Below are 17,835 nucleotides of genomic sequence, written 5' to 3' on the forward strand. Positions count from 1 at the left end.
CCGGGGACTTCTCGACAGAATGCAGTTTTCTCGTTGCCTCATCCGGGCCCCCCTCGCTATTCTGCTGAATCCTTTAAGGCAAACACGTTGCTCCGGTCGCACCTGAGCCATCCCTGGAATGTTGTGTTGATAACGGATCAGATGCGATGAATGCACCGCTGAAAGAGTTTGGCCCGATCAAAGCCGTGATTTTCGACATGGATGGGCTGTTGCTGGACACCGAGGGCATCTATACCGAGGTCACGTCCATCATCGCCGAGCGCTACGGACGCACGTTCGACTGGAGCGTCAAGCAGAACATCATCGGTCGCGGCGCCGGGGATCTGGCCCGCTATGTGGTCCAGGCACTGGAGCTACCGATCACCCCGGAGGAATTCCTGGTGATCCGCGAGCCGCTGATGCGCGAGCGTTTTCCCCATGCCCTGGCGATGCCGGGGGCCGAGGAGCTGGTGCGTCACCTCAAGGCCAGTGGCGTGCCCATCGCGGTGGGCACCAGTTCATCGCGCCATACCTTTGCTTTGAAAACCACTTTGCATCGGGACTGGTTCGCGCTATTCGACTTCATCGTCACAGCGGACGATCCGGAGGTGGGCGCGGCAAAACCGGCGCCGGATATCTTCCTGGTGGCGGCCCGCCGCCTGGGCGTTGATCCTCGTGATTGCCTGGTGTTCGAGGATTCGCCGTTCGGCGTCACGGCAGCGAAGGCGGCGGGCATGACGGCCATCGCCATCCCGGATCCGGCCATGGCCGACGAAAAATATGCTCACGCCGACGGGATCATCCGCTCGCTGAAAATGTTCCAGCCAGGCCTTTGTGGTCTGCCGGAGCTGGAGCGGGCCTGACGATCCGCAACGACATAACGAAACGCCGGTCATGGTTGTAGCCATGACCGGCGTTTTTTCATGCCCGGATCAGGCGCCGAAACCACCGTCGATGGTCAGGCTGGCCCCGGTGATATAGGCCGCTTCCGGACCCGCCAGGTAGGCGACGAAGCCGGCGATTTCGTCGGCCTTGCCGTAGCGCCCGATGGCCATCAGCGACATCAGGCTGGACGCGAAGTCGCTGTCGGCCGGGTTCATGTCAGTGTCGACCGGGCCTGGCTGTACGTTGTTGACCGTGATGCCCCGCGGGCCAAGGTCGCGGGCCAGGCCTTTGGTCAGGCCCACCAGTGCGGCTTTGCTCATGGCGTAAGGAGCTGCGCCGGCAAACGGCACGCGGTCGGCGTTGGTGCTGCCGATATTGATCACCCGACCACCTTCGGTCATGTGGCGCGCGGCGGCCTGGGTGGCAATGAATACACTGCGTACGTTGATGGCCAGGGTCTGGTCGAAGTCCTCGAGCTTGAACTCGTCCAGCGGTGCCATCGCCAGGACGCCAGCATTGTTGACCAGAATGTCCAGCCCGCCGAAGGCCTCGGCAGTCGCTTCGACGGCATTGCGGATGGCATCGGCATCGGCGCTGTCGGCTTTGATCGCCAGGGCCTTGCCGCCCGCTGCCGTGATGCTGTTCTGCAGTTCTTCAGCCTTGGCGGCTGAGCTGACGTAGGTGAAAGCTACGGCTGCGCCTTCTGCGGCCAGGCGCTTGACGATGGCGGCGCCGATGCCGCGGGAACCGCCCTGGATCAAGGCGACTTTACCGTTCAGTGTTTGAGTGCTCATGATGTTCTCCAAAATGTACCGGGGCGAGATGCCGCGGCGATGGGGTGAGTATCAGGATGCGGCGCCAGCTTGTGTAGACGGTCTTTGCTACAGTCTGTATCAACCAAAAGTTTAGAGTGGCGCTAATGGAGACTTTCAGCAGTATCGAATGCTTTGTGCGTAGCGCGGAAGTCGGCAGCTTTGCCGAAGCCGCACGCCGCCTGAGCGTGACCCCGGCGGCGGTGGGTAAAAGCGTTGCCAAGCTTGAGGCCCGTCTGGGGGTACGGCTGTTCCAGCGTAGCACCCGTAGCCTGACACTGACTGAAGCCGGCCAATTGTTCCTGGGTGAAGTGAGCGGCAGCCTCAATACCATCCAGAATGCCGTCGCCAACCTCGCCAGCGCCGGTGGACAACCGGCAGGTACGCTGAAGGTGAGCATGGGCACCGCGTTCGGTCGATTGTATGTGGTGCCGTTGCTGGGGAATTTTCTGCAGCGGTATCCGGCGATCAGTCCGGACTGGCATTTCGATAACCGCCAGGTCGACTTGATCGGCCAAGGCTTCGATGCGGCTATTGGCGGTGGGTTTGAACTGCCTCCGGGAGTGGTGGCACGCAAGCTGACGGTGGCTCACCGGGTACTGGTCGCCGCGCCGTCCTATTTGCAGCAACAGGCTCCGGTGGTCGAGCCGGAAGACCTGGCGCAGCACCAGGGCATCTTGATCCGCTCACCGCAAACCGGTCGCATCCGTTCGTGGCAACTGACCAGCCGTAGCCGGCAACACAGTCCGCTGACACTCAAAGTGCGCATGACCATGAGCGATTCGGAAGCCGCCTGCGCCACCGCGAGCCAAGGGCTGGGGATTGCCTTGGTGAGCATGCCGTTCGCCGTACCCTATCTGGAGAACGGCACTTTGCAGCGGGTCTTGCCGGACTGGTACGTCGACGATGGCAATATTTCCATCTATTACGCCGAGCACAAACTGCTGCCGGGCAAGACCCGGGCGTTTGTGGACTTCATCATCGAGCAGTTCGCCGCGCAGGGGTTGGGTGAACGGTTCAGTGCGGTGTGAGCCTGGCTTCAGACCGGGCTGTCCTCATCGCGAGCAGGCTCGCTCCCACAGGGGATTTGTGGCGGGCTTCAATTTTATGTTCACCACAACTCAAATGTGGGAGCGAGCCTGCTCGCGATAGGATCGGCGGGTCTACAACTTTGAACTCACCGCCCAAACCGCCCCGGCCAGCCAATGATGGTCTTGGGCCGAGGCGTCGCGTAGGTGCGCACTTTCGACGTCGACAGGCCCAACCGCACCAGGGATTCGGCGATGGTCACCGCCGCCGTCACCCCATCGACCACCGGCACTCCGGTGCGTTGACGGATCTGTTCATCGAGCCCGGCCATGCCGCCACAGCCCAGGCAGATGACTTCGGCCTTGTCCTGGCTCACCGCCAGCTCGGCCTGACGGACGATGGCTTCGACGGCTCGCTGCGGGTCTTCCTCCAGCTCCAGCACCGCCAAGCCACTGGCCCGGACCGAGGCGCAGCGGTCGTACAGGCCGGAGAGCTTGAGGCGATCTTCGATCAGCGGCACGGTGCGGTCCAGGGTGGTGACCACCGAATAGGCATGGCCGAGGAACATGGCGGTGCTGGCGCCCGCGTCGGTGATGTCCACCACCGGGACGTCGAGCAGTTCCTGCAGGCCTTCGCGGCCGTGCTCGCCATAGCCGGCCTGGATCACCGCGTCGAACGGTTGGTCGTAGGACATCACCCGATCCATCACGGCGATGGCGGCCAGGTAACTTTCGAAATTGCCTTCAACGGAGTCGGCGCCGAAATGCGGTGTGAGCCCGACGATTTCGGTGCCGGGGGCGGCCACGGCCTGGGCTTGCCGGGCGATGGCCTCGGTGATGGATTCGGTGGTGTTGACGTTGACCACAAGAATTCGCATGAGCAGTTTCCTTTAATGCAGAAAAGACGGCGGGCCCGCACCGACGGGCCGCCTTGAACGATCAATGGGCGACGTTATCCACAGCGATGGATTCACCGCTGACGTCCTCGTAATACGCCTGGCGCTTGGCGATGATCAGGTACAGCAGGCCGGCAATCGAAGCACCTATCAGCCAGGAGAACGGTGAAACGCTGTCGAAACCGGGCACCAGCGCCAGGACGATCGCGATCAGCGCCGCCGGAATGAATGCCGCCACGGCCCGCAGGTTGACTCCGTTGCTGTAGAAGTACGCACCGTTCGGGTCCTCGCTATACAGCTGCGGCACGTTGATACGACCTTTCCGCAGCAGCCAGTAGTCGACCATGATCACGCCGTACAGCGGGCCGAGCAGGGCACCGAGGCCAGACAGGAAGTACACGATCACCAGCGGGCTGTTGTAGAGGTTCCACGGCAGGATCAATACGGCGATGGCGGCGCTGATCAGCCCGGCGCGGCGGAAGTTCAGGTACTTGGGCGCCAGGTTGCTGAGCACGAAGGCCGGGGCGACGAAGTTGGCCATGATATTCACCGCCACGGTGACGATCAGGAACGCCAGGCAGCCGAGCACCAGGAAAAAGGTGTTGGGGATCGAGGCGATCACTTGGGTCGGGCTCTCGATGATCTGTCCGTTGATCTGGAACTGCGCACCGCACAACAGGACCGTGATGGCGGCGAACACCAGGATATTCACCGGCAGGCCCCAGAAGTTGCCGACGATGATGGTCCGACGGCACGGCGAAGAACGGGCGAAGTCACAGAAGTTGAGCACCAGCGTGCCGTAGATCGCCAGCCATAGTGCACCGCCGGCGAAGATGTTGCGCCACATCTCGCCGCCGGTCAGCGGTTCGCGGATCGACCAGGCAATGGTGGCGTCGGCCTGGGTGTACATCCACCCGGCCAGAGCCGCGACGGTCACGAGGATCACCGGCCCGGCGAAGCCTTCGTAACGGCGTACCGTTTCCATGCCGTAGGCCAGGATCAGCAGTTGTACGAACCAGATCGCCACGAAACACACCCAGCCCAGGCTCGACAGGCCGAGGATCGAGTTGTGGTCGTAGTCGGCAAAACCCGGATGAATCGCCGTCAACAACACCCGGAAAACCACCGACGCGAGGTAGGTCTGTATGCCAAACCAGGCGATGGCGATGACGGCCCTGATCAATGCGGGAATCTGCGCGCCGTGGATGCCGAAGCTGATCCGGCTGATGACCGGGAACGGCACCCCGGTCTTCTGGCCCATGTAGCCGGACAGGTTCATGAAGCCGTACACCAGCGCCGCGCCGATTCCCAGGGACAGCAGGATCTGCCAGCCACCCAGGCCCAGCGCATAGAGGCCGATGGCGAAGGAGTAGTTGGCGATGTTGTGTACGTCGTTGGTCCACAGGGCAAAGATGCTGTAGCGACCCCAACGTCGACCTTCGGCCTTGGTTGGCGCCAGGTCCTTGTTGTGCAGCCTCGGACTCAAGGTGAGGGTGGCTGCGGTTTTGTCATCGAAGGCAGTGGTGGAAGAGGGTAGATCCAGCGCGATGTTATTGGAGAGGCTTGTACGCATTCCGGCAGGCTCCTGATTCTCGGCGCAGCGATGACTGTGCATGAGCGCGGGGCTCGGCAATCTTCGTCGCGGCACGGCGAGCATCATTGGTTATGGGGCATCTGCAGCCTGTACGGGATAGGGCGCTTCAGGCTTGCGGATCTAAAGTGTGTGTATGTTTTATTTGCTTTGTATACAAAACACTTGTCGACTCAAGCCAGATTTATGCCAGCCAACGATCTAACCGAGGCAGCCTTGATTTCGTTTAGTTATCGATAACAGATAAGTCACTGAAATTCAGTGCTTATAAATTGACCATTTGAACAGGTATTTATTTTCCGAGGAGCGGGAGGAGAGAAGCGAAGGCCTGCGGGAGAAACGCAAAGATGTAACTTTTCGGTGCATAACTGAGTTGAGTGCACACAAAAAATGCCACTTGAAGTGACATTTTTGTGTACAGAAAACGCGACTATCTATCAGGCCTTGGATTTGCTGATGATGTTACCGGCGTGCAGGCCGCATTCCTTCTGCGTGGCTTCCTCCCACCACCAGCGGCCTTCGCGTTCGTGCTGGTTCGGCAGCACCGGGCGGGTGCAGGGCTCACAGCCGATGCTGATGAAGCCGCGCTCATGCAGGCTGTTGTAGGGCAGCTCCAGCATGCGGATGTAGCCCCAGACTTCCTCGCTGGTCATCTGCGACAGCGGGTTGAATTTGTACAGGGTACGCTCCGGCGTGGAGAACGCCGTGTCGATTTCCAGCACGGCCACCTGGCTGCGAGTGCCAGGACTCTGATCACGGCGCTGGCCGGTGGCCCATGCGCGGACGTCGGACAGCTTGCGGCGCAGCGGCTCGATCTTGCGGATGCCGCAGCACTCGCCATGGCCGTCCTTGTAGAAACTGAACAGACCCTTTTCCTTCACGAAAGGCTCCAGCTTCGTATGGTCCGGCGAGATCAGTTCGATGTCGATCTTGTAGTGCTCGCGTACCTGATCGATGAACCGATAGGTTTCCGGGTGCAGGCGACCGGTGTCGAGGCTGAATACCTTGACGTTCTTGTTCAGCTTCCAGGCCATGTCCACCAGCACCACATCCTCGGCGCCGCTGAAAGATATCCACAGGTCATCGCCGAATTCGGCGAAGGCCAGCTTGAGGATGTCTTGTGGAGACTTGTTGGCATAGGTCGTGGCGAGTTCCACGACATCAAACGTTGGGCTCATCAGGCGGTTTCCTACAGGTCGGTGGCGCTGCGCGCTCTATAGGAGGCTGATGGTAACAAAACCGGCTGGGGCTGGCGCGTTCCTGTGCGTTGCGGCTAGAGTCGGCAGGCCTTTTGTTCACTCAACCGATAAACATCAGAAAATGGAGTGTCTTGTGGAAATTGCCTGTCTCGACCTGGAAGGTGTGCTGGTTCCGGAAATCTGGATCGCCTTTGCCGAAAAAACCGGGATTGAATCCCTCAGGGCAACCACTCGGGACATTCCCGACTACGACGTGCTGATGAAGCAGCGGTTGCGCATCCTCGACGAGCATGGCCTCAAGCTCTCCGACATACAGGAGGTCATTGCCACGCTCAAGCCGCTGGACGGCGCCATCGAGTTCGTCGACTGGCTGCGCGAGCGCTTCCAGGTAGTGATTCTTTCCGACACGTTCTATGAATTTTCCCAACCCCTGATGCGCCAGTTGGGTTTCCCGACGTTGCTTTGCCATCGCTTGATCACGGATGAAGGCGGGCGGGTGACGGGCTATCAGCTGCGCCAGAAAGATCCCAAGAGGCAGTCGGTCCTGGCTTTCAAGAGCCTGTATTACCGGGTGATTGCGGCGGGGGATTCCTACAACGACACCACCATGCTCGGCGAAGCCGACGCCGGTATCCTGTTCCATGCGCCGGACAATGTGATCCGGGAATTCCCGCAGTTCCCGGCGGTGCACAGCTTTGCCGAGTTGAAACAGGAATTCCTCAAGGCCTCGAACCGCAATCTGAGCCTGTAACCCCATACGCTGTTGATCGATCGTTCCCACGCTCCGCGTGGGAATGCATCTAGTGACGCTCTGCGTCACAAGCGGACGCTGAGCGTCCAGGGGCGGCATTCCCACGCGGAGCGTGGGAACGATCAAAACAAGGAGGGGGCTGTGTGGTGGTTAGAGGCTCTGCAAGGTATCGAGCAGCACTTTGACCTTGGTGATCGACTCCTGGTACTCCGCCTGCCAGTCCGAATCCGCGACAATCCCGCCGCCACCCCAGCAACACACCTGTCCATCCTTGACCAGCAGGCTGCGAATGGCGATGGAACTGTCCATTTCCCCACGCACGTCCAAGTACAGCAACGAGCCGCAATACAGCCCGCGCCGGGTCGGTTCGAGTTCGTCGATGATCTGCATGGCGCGGATCTTCGGGGCGCCGGTGATGGAGCCGCCGGGGAAGCTGCCGGCGATCAGGTCCAGGGCGTCTTTGCCGTCGGCCAGTTCGCCGGTCACGCTGCTGACCAGGTGGTGCACGTTCGGGTAGCTTTCCAGGCTGAACAGCTCCGGCACGCGCACCGAGCCGATCCGGCAGGTGCGGCCCAGGTCGTTGCGCAGCAGGTCGACGATCATCAGGTTTTCCGCCCGGTCCTTGGGGCTGGCCAGCAGTTCGGCGGCGTGGGCCGCGTCTTCGGCGGATGATGCGCCACGCGGCCGGGTGCCCTTGATCGGACGGGTTTCCACATGGCCGTCGCTGACTTTGACGAAACGTTCGGGCGACAGGCTCAACACCGCGCCGCCGTCGGGCAGGCTCTGGAAGCCGGAAAACGGCGTCGGGCACGCCGCGCGCAGGGCCTGGTAGGCGACCCAGGCATCCCCTTGGCAGGGCGCCCGGAAGCGCTGGGCAAAGTTGACCTGGTAACAATCGCCGGCCTGGATATAACCGTGGATGCGTTCGATTGCCTGCCGATATTCATCGGCGCTGAGGTCGGGGGCCATTGGGCTTTCAAGTCTGAAGCCGGCCTCTGTCGCCGGGACCGACTGGCTGAACAGCGCGATCAGGCGCTGGCGTTCGCTGTCGCGGCAATGCGGGTGGAACACCAGTTGGCTGGTGCCGGCCTGGTGGTCGCTGACCAGTGCCCAGTCGTACACGCCGAAACGGGCATCGGGCAGTTGCAGGTCGTCTATGGCATGGGAGGGCAGGGCTTCGAGGTGGCGACCGAAGTCGTAGCTCAGGTAGCCGATCAGGCCACCGGCGAAAGGCAATTGCAGCGCGCCTGGTAATACAGCGTGCCCCAACTGCGTCAGTTGAGTGCGCAAACGTTGCAGGAAATCGGCACCGCTCTCTTCCGGCAGCACCGCCAGTTGTTCCAGCGGCCAGGCACTGAGCACATCATAGCGCCCACGTTCGGCGCTTGGCCGGCCGCTGTCGAGCAGCACGCTACCCGGGGCGTGGCGGATGACCGCGAAATACTCGGCGGGGTTGGCGCGGTAAGGTAATGAGTGTACGGAACAGGTCGGCATGGGCGGGGCGGATCGGCCATTGAGGCGGGGAGGCGATTGTAATCCCTGTGTAGGATTTGCTCCTAGAGGGATGTCGGAGATGAGCAAGTCCAGGGTTATCGGGACACCTGCGGCATGAACCTTTGTGGCGAGGGGATTTATCCCCGCTGGGGCGCGAAGCGGCCCCCCTCATAACAGCTGAACGCGACCAATCTGATGTACAGAGGTGACTGGTTTTGGGGCTGCTGCGCAACCCAGCGGGGATAAATCCCCTCGCCACAAGGGGGCACCTCAGCTTCTCAGCCTTCAACCGGCGGAATATGCCCGAACAACGCCTGGGCAAACGCCACCCGTTCCTCGACGGTTTCAACGACGCCCCGGGCCTTGAGTTCTTCCAGGTGTGCTTCCACCGCGTGGGTGCGCAAGGTCAGGCCGCAGTCGTTGGCGATCTGGATATTCAGCCCCGGCCGGGCGTTCAACTCCAGGATCAACGGGCCTTTTTCCTGGTCCAGCACCATGTCCACGCCGATGTAGCCCAGCCCGCAGAGTTCATAACAGCCAGCGGCCAGCTTCATGAAGCCGTCCCAGTAGGGCAGTTGCACACCGTCCACCGCGTTGGTGGTGTCGGGGTGTTTGGCGATGATGTTGTTCAGCCAGGTGCCGCGCAGCGTCAGACCGGTGGCGAGATCCACACCCACACCGATGGCGCCTTGGTGCAGGTTGGCCTTGCCGCCGGACTGGCGGGTCGGCAGGCGCAGCATGGCCATCACCGGATACCCCATCAGCACGATGATGCGGATGTCCGGCACGCCTTCATAACTGATGCTCTTGAAGATCTGGTCCGGGACCACGCGATATTCGATCAGCGCCCGGTCACGGTGCCCACCCAGGGAATACAAACCGGTGAGGATGCTGGAAATATGGTGTTCGAGTTCCTCATGACTCAGGATCTTGCCGGAGACGGTGCGATAACGCCCCTCGAAGCGGTCGGCGATCACGATGATGCCGTCGCCGCCGGCGCCCTGGGCCGGCTTGATCACGAAGTCGGTGCGCCCGCCGATGATTCCGTCGAGTTTGTCGATTTCCTTCTCGGTGGAAATGATCCCGTACAGTTCCGGCACGTGGATGCCGGCGGCGATGGCCCGTTCCTTGGTGATGATCTTGTCATCGACGATGGGGTACAGGCTGCGCTTGTTGTACTTGAGCACGTAGTCGGCATTGCGCCGGTTGATGCCCATGATGCCCCGGGCCTCCAGGGCCTTCCAGGTTTTCCAGAAACCGAACATTACGAGTCAGCCTTGAGGAAGGCCTTGAACCGCACCAGCTCGGTCAGGCGGTAGCCGCGATAACGACCCATGGCCAGCATGAAGCCCACCAGGATCAGCAGGATCGCGGGGAAGGTGAAGACGAAGTACACCAGCTCCGGCACGCTCATGATCAGGTGCGCCAGGGACGCGGCGAATAGGGTGCCGATGGCGACCTTCATGGCGTGACCGCCGCCGCGCTCTTCCCAGGTGATGGACAGGCGCTCGATGGTCATGGTCAGGATCACCATCGGGAACAGCGCCACCGACAGGCCACGCTCCAGGCCCAGCTTATGGCTGAACAGGCTGATGGCGGCGATCAGCACCACCACGAACGTCAGCACCACCGAAAGCCTCGGCAGCATCTGCAGCTTGAGGTGTTCCAGGTAGGAGCGCAGTGACAGGCCCAGCGCCGTGATCACCGTGAACAGGACAATGCCGAAGCCTAGCTGGGTTTCGCGGAAAGCCAGGGCAATCAGCACCGGGGTAAAGGTCCCCAGGGTCTGCAGGCCGATCAGGTTGCGCAGGACCAGGATCACCAGCACGCCGATGGGGATCATCACCATGATCATGAACGTCTGCTGGGTCTGCAGGGGCAGGCCGTAGAGCGAATATTCGAGGAAATTGGCGTCGGTGTTCTCGTCCGTCAGCTTGGCCAGGCGAATGGCGTTCATTTCGCTGTTGTTCATGCTGAAGGTGACGGTGGCCTTCTTGCCGCCATCGACGGTGATCAGGTTTTCATCGCCGGTCCACCACAGCAGGCGGTCGGTGGGCAGGCCCTGTTCGCCGGTGTCCGGATTGAAGTACAGCCAATCGTTGCCGTTGAAGCTGCGCAGCCACAATTCCGGCGTTTGCGGCTGATCGGCCACCAGGCGGATGGTGTGGACCTTTTCCACCGGCACGTGGGCGATGGACAGCACCAGCTCGACGATTCTCGCTTTGTTGCTCGAAGACGGGTCGCCGGCCAGCAGCAGCTTGACGTTGTCGTCGTTGAGGTTATTGACCCGCTTGATGGCTTCGCTGATGAAGGTCTCGACGTCCGCCGAGTGCTGGCGGATCGGCGCGAGCAGGGCTTCGGCGGCGATCTTCTCCGGGCCTTCGATGGCGATGCTGTCGCGGAAGGTCGGTCCCTTGACCTTGGTTTTTTCGGCGCTGTAGCGCTTGGTCAGCACCAGGCGGTAATAGAGGGTCTGGTTGCCCTTGGCCCGGCGAGCCGACCACGTCACCTTGCGGTTGCCGTCGATCCGGTTCACCGCTACGCCGTAATTGTTGGAAATGAAACTCTCGTTGAGGCTGACGTAGTCGCGGCTCAGCGGGGGCACGAACATCTGGATCTTCACCGGGTCCTTGGCGTTGGGCACGAATTCGACCTTGGCATCGATGTTCCACAGGTCGTCCGTGGCGTCTTCGGTCACCGGGATGCCGAGCACGAAAATCTGATAGGCCGTCACCGACAGGCCAAGCACCACCAGGATGGCGATCAGCATTTTCAAATGGAGGGTAAGGGAGCGCATTGGAATTACTCTGCGGTAAGAGCGGCATTGGTGCAGGCGGGTTTGCCGGCAGCGTATTTGAGACTGGGGTCGACCAGTGCGTCGAAGCGCTTGAGCGCCTCGGAACCGATCAGCAACGGGTATTGGAAGGCGCTGCGGTCGGTCAGGTTCACTTCGATGCTGCGCAGGGCCGAGCCCATGCAGATATCCAGCTCGATGACCGGCCGGGCCGTGTATTTCTTGCCTTCTTCCGGGTCGTAGTCACCGGCGCGGCGTTTGATCTTGCTGACCCGGGCCAGCGGGCGTTCGATGGGGTGCGAATGGGCTGCGTCGATGGCGAGGTAAAACCGCACCCAGGATTCGCCGTTGCGCTTGAAGCGCTTGATGTCCCGGGCACTGAGGGAGGCGGTCTTGGCGCCGGTGTCCAGCTTGGCGGCGACCTCCAGGTCGATGCCCTGCAGCGCTGCATATTCGTTGAGGCCGTACACGGTTTTTTCACCCGCCGCGGCAAGCCCCGGCAGGCATATGAAGCAGAGGACAGCGGATAAGGGCTTGAATGTCATAGATCCTGGTGCACGGCGTTCCGTTTATCGGTTCAGGCCCTGGCATTACTGCACAAGCTCCTTCGGTAGCCTTCTCTCTATATAGAAGAACAGGAGAGTGGCCAACAGCGGCGGCATTCTAGCACGGTGGTTTTCTGACGCCACCGCCGGCCGGTCGCTACGACCCCTGCGAAAAGACAGTTATGGCGGACGGTCCTGTTAGACGATTGTCGACAATGTTGTTTTTTGTTTTGACGTATACGCTTTGATTGGGTAGTTTTTGTCGTATTGATTTTCAAGGTGTCGACAATATGCTCGATCAGCTCGAAACGCCGGTGCTGGCCCAGGACGACTCGGAAACCCTTTCCGAAAACGTCTTCCGGCGTATCCAGGCCGCCATCGTCAAAGGTGAGATCGCTCCCGGCAGCAAGATTTCCGAGCCCGAGCTGGCCCGTACCTACGGCATCAGCCGCGGACCGCTGCGCGAAGCGATCCATCGCCTGGAAGGCCAGCGCCTGCTGGTGCGAGTGCCCCATGTCGGCGCCCGGGTGGTTTCCCTGAGCCATGCCGAGCTGCTGGAACTCTACGAAATCCGCGAGTCCCTGGAGGGCATGGCTTGTCGCCTCGCGGCCGAGCGCATGACCCTGGCGGAAATCGACGAACTGCGCGGAGTCCTGGAAACCCATGAGCGCGACGCGGCATTCCAGGCCGGCGTCGGCTATTACCAACAGGAAGGCGATTTCGACTTTCATTATCGGATCATCCAGGGCAGCGGCAACCGCACACTGACGCAAATGCTCTGCGGCGAGCTGTATCAGCTGGTGCGCATGTATCGCATCCAGTTTTCCACCACGCCCAACCGTCCGCGCCAGGCCTTTGCCGAGCATCACCGGATTCTCGATGCCATCGCCGACCGTGACGGCGAGTTGGCTGAATTATTGATGCGCCGGCACATCGGCGCCTCCAAACGCAACATCGCGCGTCATTACCAGGACAGCGCCGCCACTGAACGAGGTGAGTCATGAGTTCCAGCAAGAGCACGCCAGGCCAGCGATTCCGCGATGCGGTCGCTTCCGAGCACCCGTTGCAGGTGGTCGGCACGATCAACGCCAACCACGCGCTGCTAGCCAAACGCGCCGGTTTCAAGGCGATCTACCTGTCGGGCGGTGGCGTGGCAGCCGGTTCCCTCGGCGTACCGGACCTGGGCATCACCGGCCTGGATGACGTGCTGACCGACGTGCGCCGGATCACCGACGTGTGCGATTTGCCGCTGCTGGTGGACGTGGACACCGGTTTCGGTTCCTCGGCGTTCAACGTGGCCCGCACCGTCAAATCAATGAGCAAGTTCGGCGCGGCGGCGATCCACATCGAAGACCAGGTCGGTGCCAAGCGCTGCGGCCATCGGCCGAACAAGGAAATCGTCTCGCAGCAGGAAATGGTCGACCGCATCAAGGCTGCCGTTGATGCCCGCACCGACGACAGCTTCGTGATCATGGCTCGCACCGATGCCTTGGCAGTGGAGGGCCTGGAGTCCGCGCTGGACCGTGCGGCCGCTTGCATCGAGGCCGGTGCCGACATGATCTTCCCCGAAGCGATTACCGAACTCGAGATGTACAAGCTGTTCGCCAGTCGCGTGAAGGCGCCGATCCTGGCCAACATCACCGAGTTCGGCGCGACGCCGCTCTACACCACCCAACAGCTGGCCGGTGCCGACGTGTCGCTGGTGCTGTATCCGTTGTCGGCGTTCCGCGCCATGAACAAGGCTGCCGAAAACGTCTACACCGCAATTCGTCGCGACGGCACGCAACAGAATGTCATCGACACCATGCAGACCCGCATGGAGCTTTACGATCGCATCGACTACCACACCTTCGAGCAGAAGCTCGATGCGTTGTTCGCTGCGAAAAAATAACGGGCCGATTCCCTACAAATTCAAGAACTGGAGATAGCAAATGGCCGAAGCAAAAGTACTCAGTGGCGCCGGGCTCCGTGGCCAGGTAGCCGGGCAAACCGCCTTGTCCACCGTGGGCCAGTCCGGTGCGGGCCTGACCTATCGTGGCTACGACGTTCGCGACCTGGCGGCTGATGCGCAATTCGAAGAAGTGGCCTACCTGTTGCTGTACGGCGAGCTGCCGACCCAGGCACAACTGGATGGCTATGTCCGCAAACTGCGTCAATTGCGGGACCTGCCCCAGGCCCTGAAAGAAGTGTTGGAACGCATTCCCGCCGACGCCCATCCGATGGATGTGATGCGCACCGGTTGCTCGTTCCTGGGCAACCTGGAACCCGAGACAAGCTTTTCAGAGCAGCACGACAAGACCGACCGCCTGTTGGCCGCGTTCCCGGCGATCATGTGCTACTGGTATCGCTTCAGCCACCAGGGCCAACGCATCGAATGCGTGACCGACGAAGCGTCCATCGGCGGCCATTTCCTGCACCTGCTGCACGGCAAGAAACCGAGCGAGCTGCACGTCAAGGTGATGAACGTGTCGCTGATCCTCTACGCCGAGCATGAATTCAACGCTTCGACCTTCACTGCCCGGGTCTGCGCCTCGACCCTGTCGGACCTGTTTTCCTGCATCACCGCGGCGATTGGCTCGCTGCGTGGCCCGTTGCATGGCGGCGCCAACGAAGCGGCCATGGAAATGATCGAGCGCTTCGACTCGCCGGAAGCGGCAATCAAGGGCACCCTGGCGATGCTGGAGCGCAAGGACAAGATCATGGGCTTCGGCCACGCGATCTATAAGGACAACGATCCGCGCAACGAGGTGATCAAGGGTTGGTCGAAAAAACTCGCCGATGAAGTGGGCGACACCGTGCTGTTCCCGGTTTCCGAAGCCATCGACAAGACCATGTGGGAACAGAAGAAGCTGTTCCCCAACGCCGATTTCTATCATGCCTCGGCGTACCACTTCATGGGCATTCCGACCAAGCTGTTCACGCCGATCTTTGTCTGCTCGCGCCTGACCGGCTGGGCCGCCCACGTGTTCGAACAGCGTGCCAACAACCGCATCATCCGCCCGAGCGCCGAATACACCGGCGTCGAACAGCGCAAGTTCGTGCCAATCGAACAACGCTGAGCTGGAGGGGGTTAACCGCAGATACTGGAGAAACCCGGAACCCTGTGGGAGCGAGCCTGCTCGCGATAGCGTCGGGTCAGCGACATCATTGTTGGCTGACCCACCACAATCGCGAGCGGGCTCGCTCCCACAGGGGAACAGGTTCACTTCAGTGCTGCGCCAGCCCTCCTGAACCCACCGTGAGCCGAGTCCTGACGATGAACACAGAATTTCGCAAACCGCTGTCCGGCACTTCGCTGGATTACTTCGACGTTCGCGCGGCCGTGGATGCCATCCGCCCCGGCGCCTACGACGGCCTGCCGTACACCTCGCGCGTGCTGGCGGAAAACCTGGTGCGTCGCTGCGACCCGGCCACCCTGGGCGAGTCGCTGCTGCAACTGATCGAGCGCAAGCGCGACCTGGACTTCCCATGGTTCCCGGCCCGGGTGGTCTGCCATGACATTCTCGGCCAGACCGCCCTGGTGGACCTGGCCGGCCTGCGCGACGCCATCGCCCAACAAGGTGGCGACCCGGCCCAGGTCAACCCGGTGGTGCCGACCCAACTGATCGTCGACCACTCCCTGGCAGTGGAAAGCGCCGGCTCCGACCCTCAGGCATTTGCCAAGAATCGTGCGATTGAAGACCGCCGCAACGAAGACCGCTTCCACTTCATCAACTGGACCAAGAAGGCCTTCAAGAACGTCGACGTGATCCCGCCGGGTAACGGGATCATGCACCAGATCAACCTGGAAAAAATGTCCCCGGTGATCCAGCAACGGGACGGCGTGGCCTTCCCCGACACCTGCGTGGGCACCGACAGTCATACGCCCCATGTCGACGCCTTGGGCGTGATCGCCATCGGTGTCGGTGGGCTGGAAGCCGAGAGCGTCATGCTTGGCCGCGCGTCGTGGATGCGCCTGCCGGAAATCGTCGGCGTCGAGCTGACCGGCAGGTTGCAACCGGGCATCACGGCCACCGACATGGTGCTGGCGCTGACCGAGTTCCTGCGCAAGCAAAAGGTCGTTGGCGCCTGGCTGGAGTTTTTCGGTGAAGGCGCGCAGGCGTTGACCCTGGGCGACCGTGCCACCATTTCCAATATGGCCCCGGAATATGGCGCCACGGCGGCGATGTTCTACATCGACCAGCAGACCATCGACTACCTGAAACTCACCGGCCGCGAAGATGCGCAGGTGCAATTGGTGGAAACCTACGCCCGGCAAGTGGGCCTGTGGGCCGACAGCCTCAAGGGGGCGCAATACGAGCGAGGCCTGACCTTCGATCTGTCCTCGGTGGTGCGCAACATGGCAGGGCCGAGCAACCCCCATGCCCGCGTCGCGACCGCCGATCTGGCGGCCAACGGCATCGCCGGGCAATGGACCGAAGTGCCGGGGCAGATGCCCGACGGCGCAGTGATCATCGCCGCCATCACCAGTTGCACCAACACCAGCAACCCGCGCAACGTCATTGCCGCTGGCCTGTTGGCACGCAATGCCAATCGCCTGGGGCTGGTTCGCAAGCCGTGGGTCAAGTCATCCCTGGCACCGGGGTCGAAAACCGTGGCGCTGTACCTGGATGAAGCCGGCCTGACCAAGGAACTGGAGCAGTTGGGCTTTGGCGTGGTGGCCTTCGCCTGCACCACCTGCAACGGCATGTCCGGCGCACTGGACCCAGCGATCCAGCAGGAAATCATTGACCGCGACCTGTACGCCACCGCCGTGCTGTCGGGTAACCGCAACTTCGATGGACGTATCCATCCATACGCCAAGCAGGCGTTCCTCGCTTCGCCGCCGCTGGTGGTGGCCTACGCCATTGCCGGGACCATCCGTTTCGACATCGAAAAGGATGTGCTCGGCGTGGTGGACGGTCGGGAAATCCGTCTCAAGGACATCTGGCCGAGTGATGAGGAAATCGAAGCGGTGGTCAAGGCCTCGGTGAAGCCGGAGCAGTTCCGCCAGGTATACATCCCGATGTTCGCCATCCAAGAGGACACCGGGCCGAAAGTCACGCCGCTGTACGACTGGCGTCCGCAAAGTACCTACATCCGCCGTCCGCCGTATTGGGAAGGGGCACTGGCGGGCGCGCGGCCGCTCAAGGGCATGCGCCCGTTGGCGGTGTTGCCGGACAACATCACCACCGACCACCTGTCGCCGTCCAACGCGATCATGCTGGACAGCGCCGCCGGCGAATACCTGGCGAAGATGGGCCTGCCGGAAGAAGACTTCAATTCCTACGCCACGCACCGTGGCGACCATCTGACCGCCCAGCGCGCCACCTTCGCCAACCCGAAACTGTTCAACGAAATGGTCCAGGAAAACGGCAAGGTCAAGCAGGGTTCCCTGGCGCGGGTCGAGCCTGAAGGCAAGGTCATGCGCATGTGGGAAGCCATCGAAACCTACATGGAACGCAAGCAGCCGCTGATCATCATCGCCGGCGCCGACTACGGCCAGGGTTCGTCCCGGGACTGGGCGGCCAAGGGCGTGCGCCTGGCCGGTGTCGAGGCGATTGCCGCCGAAGGCTTCGAGCGTATCCATCGCACCAACCTGGTGGGCATGGGCGTGTTGCCGCTGGAGTTCAAGCCCGGCACCGATCGCAAGACCCTGGGCATCGATGGCAGCGAGATCTATGACGTGATTGGCGAGCGCACCCCACGTGCGACGCTGACCCTGGTCATCACCCGCAAGAACGGCGAGCGCGTTGAAGTGCCGGTGACCTGCCGTCTCGATACGGCTGAAGAGGTGTCGATTTATGAAGCGGGTGGCGTATTGCAGCGCTTTGCCCAGGACTTTCTTGAATCGGCGGTCGCCGTTTAAATCTCACGATAGG

15 protein-coding genes are annotated in these 17,835 nt (G+C 61.7%); 7 read left to right on the top strand and 8 right to left on the bottom strand.

Annotation, left to right across the window (positions count from 1 at the left end; genetic code table 11):
• Positions 1–146: 146 nt before the first annotated feature.
• On the top strand, positions 147–842 hold the full coding sequence (locus CGA22_RS21505; RefSeq protein ID WP_041021378.1) for an HAD-IA family hydrolase: 696 nt from the start codon (positions 147–149) through the stop codon (positions 840–842).
• Positions 843–911: 69 nt separating this feature from the next.
• Here CGA22_RS21505 and CGA22_RS21510 read toward each other — a convergent pair whose 3' ends face one another.
• Positions 912–1,658, bottom strand: a complete 747-nt coding sequence (locus CGA22_RS21510; protein WP_041021377.1) for a 3-oxoacyl-ACP reductase family protein — start codon at positions 1,656–1,658, stop codon at positions 912–914.
• Positions 1,659–1,783: 125 nt separating this feature from the next.
• Between CGA22_RS21510 and CGA22_RS21515 the strand changes: the two genes are divergently transcribed.
• Positions 1,784–2,707 (top strand): LysR family transcriptional regulator, encoded by a 924-nt coding sequence (locus CGA22_RS21515; RefSeq protein ID WP_041021376.1) that lies wholly within the window; start codon positions 1,784–1,786, stop codon positions 2,705–2,707.
• A gap of 146 nt (positions 2,708–2,853) precedes the next feature.
• Here the strand turns inward: CGA22_RS21515 and CGA22_RS21520 are convergent, their stop codons facing one another.
• From CGA22_RS21520 to CGA22_RS21530, 3 genes are all read right to left on the bottom strand, one after another.
• On the bottom strand, positions 2,854–3,582 hold the full coding sequence (locus tag CGA22_RS21520; protein ID WP_041021375.1) for an aspartate/glutamate racemase family protein: 729 nt from the start codon (positions 3,580–3,582) through the stop codon (positions 2,854–2,856).
• A 61-nt stretch (positions 3,583–3,643) separates the two neighbouring features.
• A complete protein-coding gene (locus CGA22_RS21525; RefSeq protein ID WP_041021374.1) occupies positions 3,644–5,173 on the bottom strand; it encodes an NCS1 family nucleobase:cation symporter-1 in 1,530 nt (509 codons plus the stop codon).
• A 455-nt stretch (positions 5,174–5,628) separates the two neighbouring features.
• Positions 5,629–6,369, bottom strand: coding sequence for a phosphoadenylyl-sulfate reductase (locus tag CGA22_RS21530; protein ID WP_041021373.1), 741 nt, complete (start codon positions 6,367–6,369; stop codon positions 5,629–5,631).
• 154 nt (positions 6,370–6,523) lie between these two features.
• Here CGA22_RS21530 and thrH point away from each other — a divergent pair, with 154 nt between their 5' ends.
• Positions 6,524–7,141: a bifunctional phosphoserine phosphatase/homoserine phosphotransferase ThrH gene (thrH, locus tag CGA22_RS21535; RefSeq protein ID WP_041021372.1), complete on the top strand. Its 618-nt coding sequence runs from the start codon at positions 6,524–6,526 to the stop codon at positions 7,139–7,141.
• 150 nt (positions 7,142–7,291) lie between these two features.
• Here the strand turns inward: thrH and pabB are convergent, their stop codons facing one another.
• From pabB to CGA22_RS21555, 4 genes are all read right to left on the bottom strand, one after another.
• On the bottom strand, positions 7,292–8,635 hold the full coding sequence (pabB, locus tag CGA22_RS21540; protein ID WP_041021371.1) for an aminodeoxychorismate synthase component I: 1,344 nt from the start codon (positions 8,633–8,635) through the stop codon (positions 7,292–7,294).
• A gap of 278 nt (positions 8,636–8,913) precedes the next feature.
• Positions 8,914–9,900: an alpha-L-glutamate ligase-like protein gene (locus CGA22_RS21545; protein WP_041021370.1), complete on the bottom strand. Its 987-nt coding sequence runs from the start codon at positions 9,898–9,900 to the stop codon at positions 8,914–8,916.
• Positions 9,900–11,432, bottom strand: coding sequence for an inactive transglutaminase family protein (locus tag CGA22_RS21550; RefSeq protein WP_041021369.1), 1,533 nt, complete (start codon positions 11,430–11,432; stop codon positions 9,900–9,902). The genes CGA22_RS21545 and CGA22_RS21550 overlap by 1 nt, the downstream gene beginning before the upstream one ends.
• Positions 11,433–11,437: 5 nt before the next feature.
• A complete protein-coding gene (locus CGA22_RS21555; protein ID WP_188258700.1) occupies positions 11,438–11,974 on the bottom strand; it encodes an ATP-dependent zinc protease in 537 nt (178 codons plus the stop codon).
• Between the two features lie 290 nt (positions 11,975–12,264).
• Between CGA22_RS21555 and CGA22_RS21560 the strand changes: the two genes are divergently transcribed.
• The 4 genes from CGA22_RS21560 to acnD all read left to right on the top strand — a co-directional run bounded on the left by CGA22_RS21560 (position 12,265) and on the right by acnD (position 17,822).
• Positions 12,265–12,978 carry a GntR family transcriptional regulator gene (locus tag CGA22_RS21560; protein WP_041021367.1) on the top strand — a complete coding sequence of 238 codons (714 nt, stop codon included), beginning with the start codon at positions 12,265–12,267 and terminating at the stop codon, positions 12,976–12,978.
• On the top strand, positions 12,975–13,865 hold the full coding sequence (prpB, locus tag CGA22_RS21565; RefSeq protein WP_041021366.1) for a methylisocitrate lyase: 891 nt from the start codon (positions 12,975–12,977) through the stop codon (positions 13,863–13,865). The genes CGA22_RS21560 and prpB overlap by 4 nt, the downstream gene beginning before the upstream one ends.
• 40 nt (positions 13,866–13,905) lie before the next feature.
• Positions 13,906–15,033 (top strand): 2-methylcitrate synthase, encoded by a 1,128-nt coding sequence (prpC, locus tag CGA22_RS21570; protein ID WP_041021365.1) that lies wholly within the window; start codon positions 13,906–13,908, stop codon positions 15,031–15,033.
• Between the two features lie 197 nt (positions 15,034–15,230).
• Complete coding sequence (gene acnD, locus CGA22_RS21575) at positions 15,231–17,822, top strand: Fe/S-dependent 2-methylisocitrate dehydratase AcnD (RefSeq protein ID WP_041021364.1); 2,592 nt, start codon at positions 15,231–15,233, stop codon at positions 17,820–17,822.
• Positions 17,823–17,835 lie beyond the last annotated feature (13 nt).

This window comes from Pseudomonas sp. PSB18 (assembly GCF_014596565.1).
In the GTDB taxonomy this organism is placed as follows: Bacteria; Pseudomonadota; Gammaproteobacteria; order Pseudomonadales; family Pseudomonadaceae; genus Aquipseudomonas.

Coding starts and splice junctions, on each gene's coding strand:
- CGA22_RS21545 (WP_041021370.1), bottom strand. CDS start 9,900: ATGTTCGGTTTCTGGAAAACCTGGAAGGCCCTGGAGGCCCGGGGCATC.
- CGA22_RS21515 (WP_041021376.1), top strand. CDS start 1,784: ATGGAGACTTTCAGCAGTATCGAATGCTTTGTGCGTAGCGCGGAAGTC.
- prpB (WP_041021366.1), top strand. CDS start 12,975: ATGAGTTCCAGCAAGAGCACGCCAGGCCAGCGATTCCGCGATGCGGTC.
- CGA22_RS21560 (WP_041021367.1), top strand. CDS start 12,265: ATGCTCGATCAGCTCGAAACGCCGGTGCTGGCCCAGGACGACTCGGAA.
- acnD (WP_041021364.1), top strand. CDS start 15,231: ATGAACACAGAATTTCGCAAACCGCTGTCCGGCACTTCGCTGGATTAC.
- CGA22_RS21550 (WP_041021369.1), bottom strand. CDS start 11,432: ATGCGCTCCCTTACCCTCCATTTGAAAATGCTGATCGCCATCCTGGTG.
- CGA22_RS21525 (WP_041021374.1), bottom strand. CDS start 5,173: ATGCGTACAAGCCTCTCCAATAACATCGCGCTGGATCTACCCTCTTCC.
- CGA22_RS21555 (WP_188258700.1), bottom strand. CDS start 11,974: ATGACATTCAAGCCCTTATCCGCTGTCCTCTGCTTCATATGCCTGCCG.
- CGA22_RS21510 (WP_041021377.1), bottom strand. CDS start 1,658: ATGAGCACTCAAACACTGAACGGTAAAGTCGCCTTGATCCAGGGCGGT.
- CGA22_RS21505 (WP_041021378.1), top strand. CDS start 147: ATGAATGCACCGCTGAAAGAGTTTGGCCCGATCAAAGCCGTGATTTTC.
- CGA22_RS21520 (WP_041021375.1), bottom strand. CDS start 3,582: ATGCGAATTCTTGTGGTCAACGTCAACACCACCGAATCCATCACCGAG.
- prpC (WP_041021365.1), top strand. CDS start 13,906: ATGGCCGAAGCAAAAGTACTCAGTGGCGCCGGGCTCCGTGGCCAGGTA.
- pabB (WP_041021371.1), bottom strand. CDS start 8,635: ATGCCGACCTGTTCCGTACACTCATTACCTTACCGCGCCAACCCCGCC.
- CGA22_RS21530 (WP_041021373.1), bottom strand. CDS start 6,369: ATGAGCCCAACGTTTGATGTCGTGGAACTCGCCACGACCTATGCCAAC.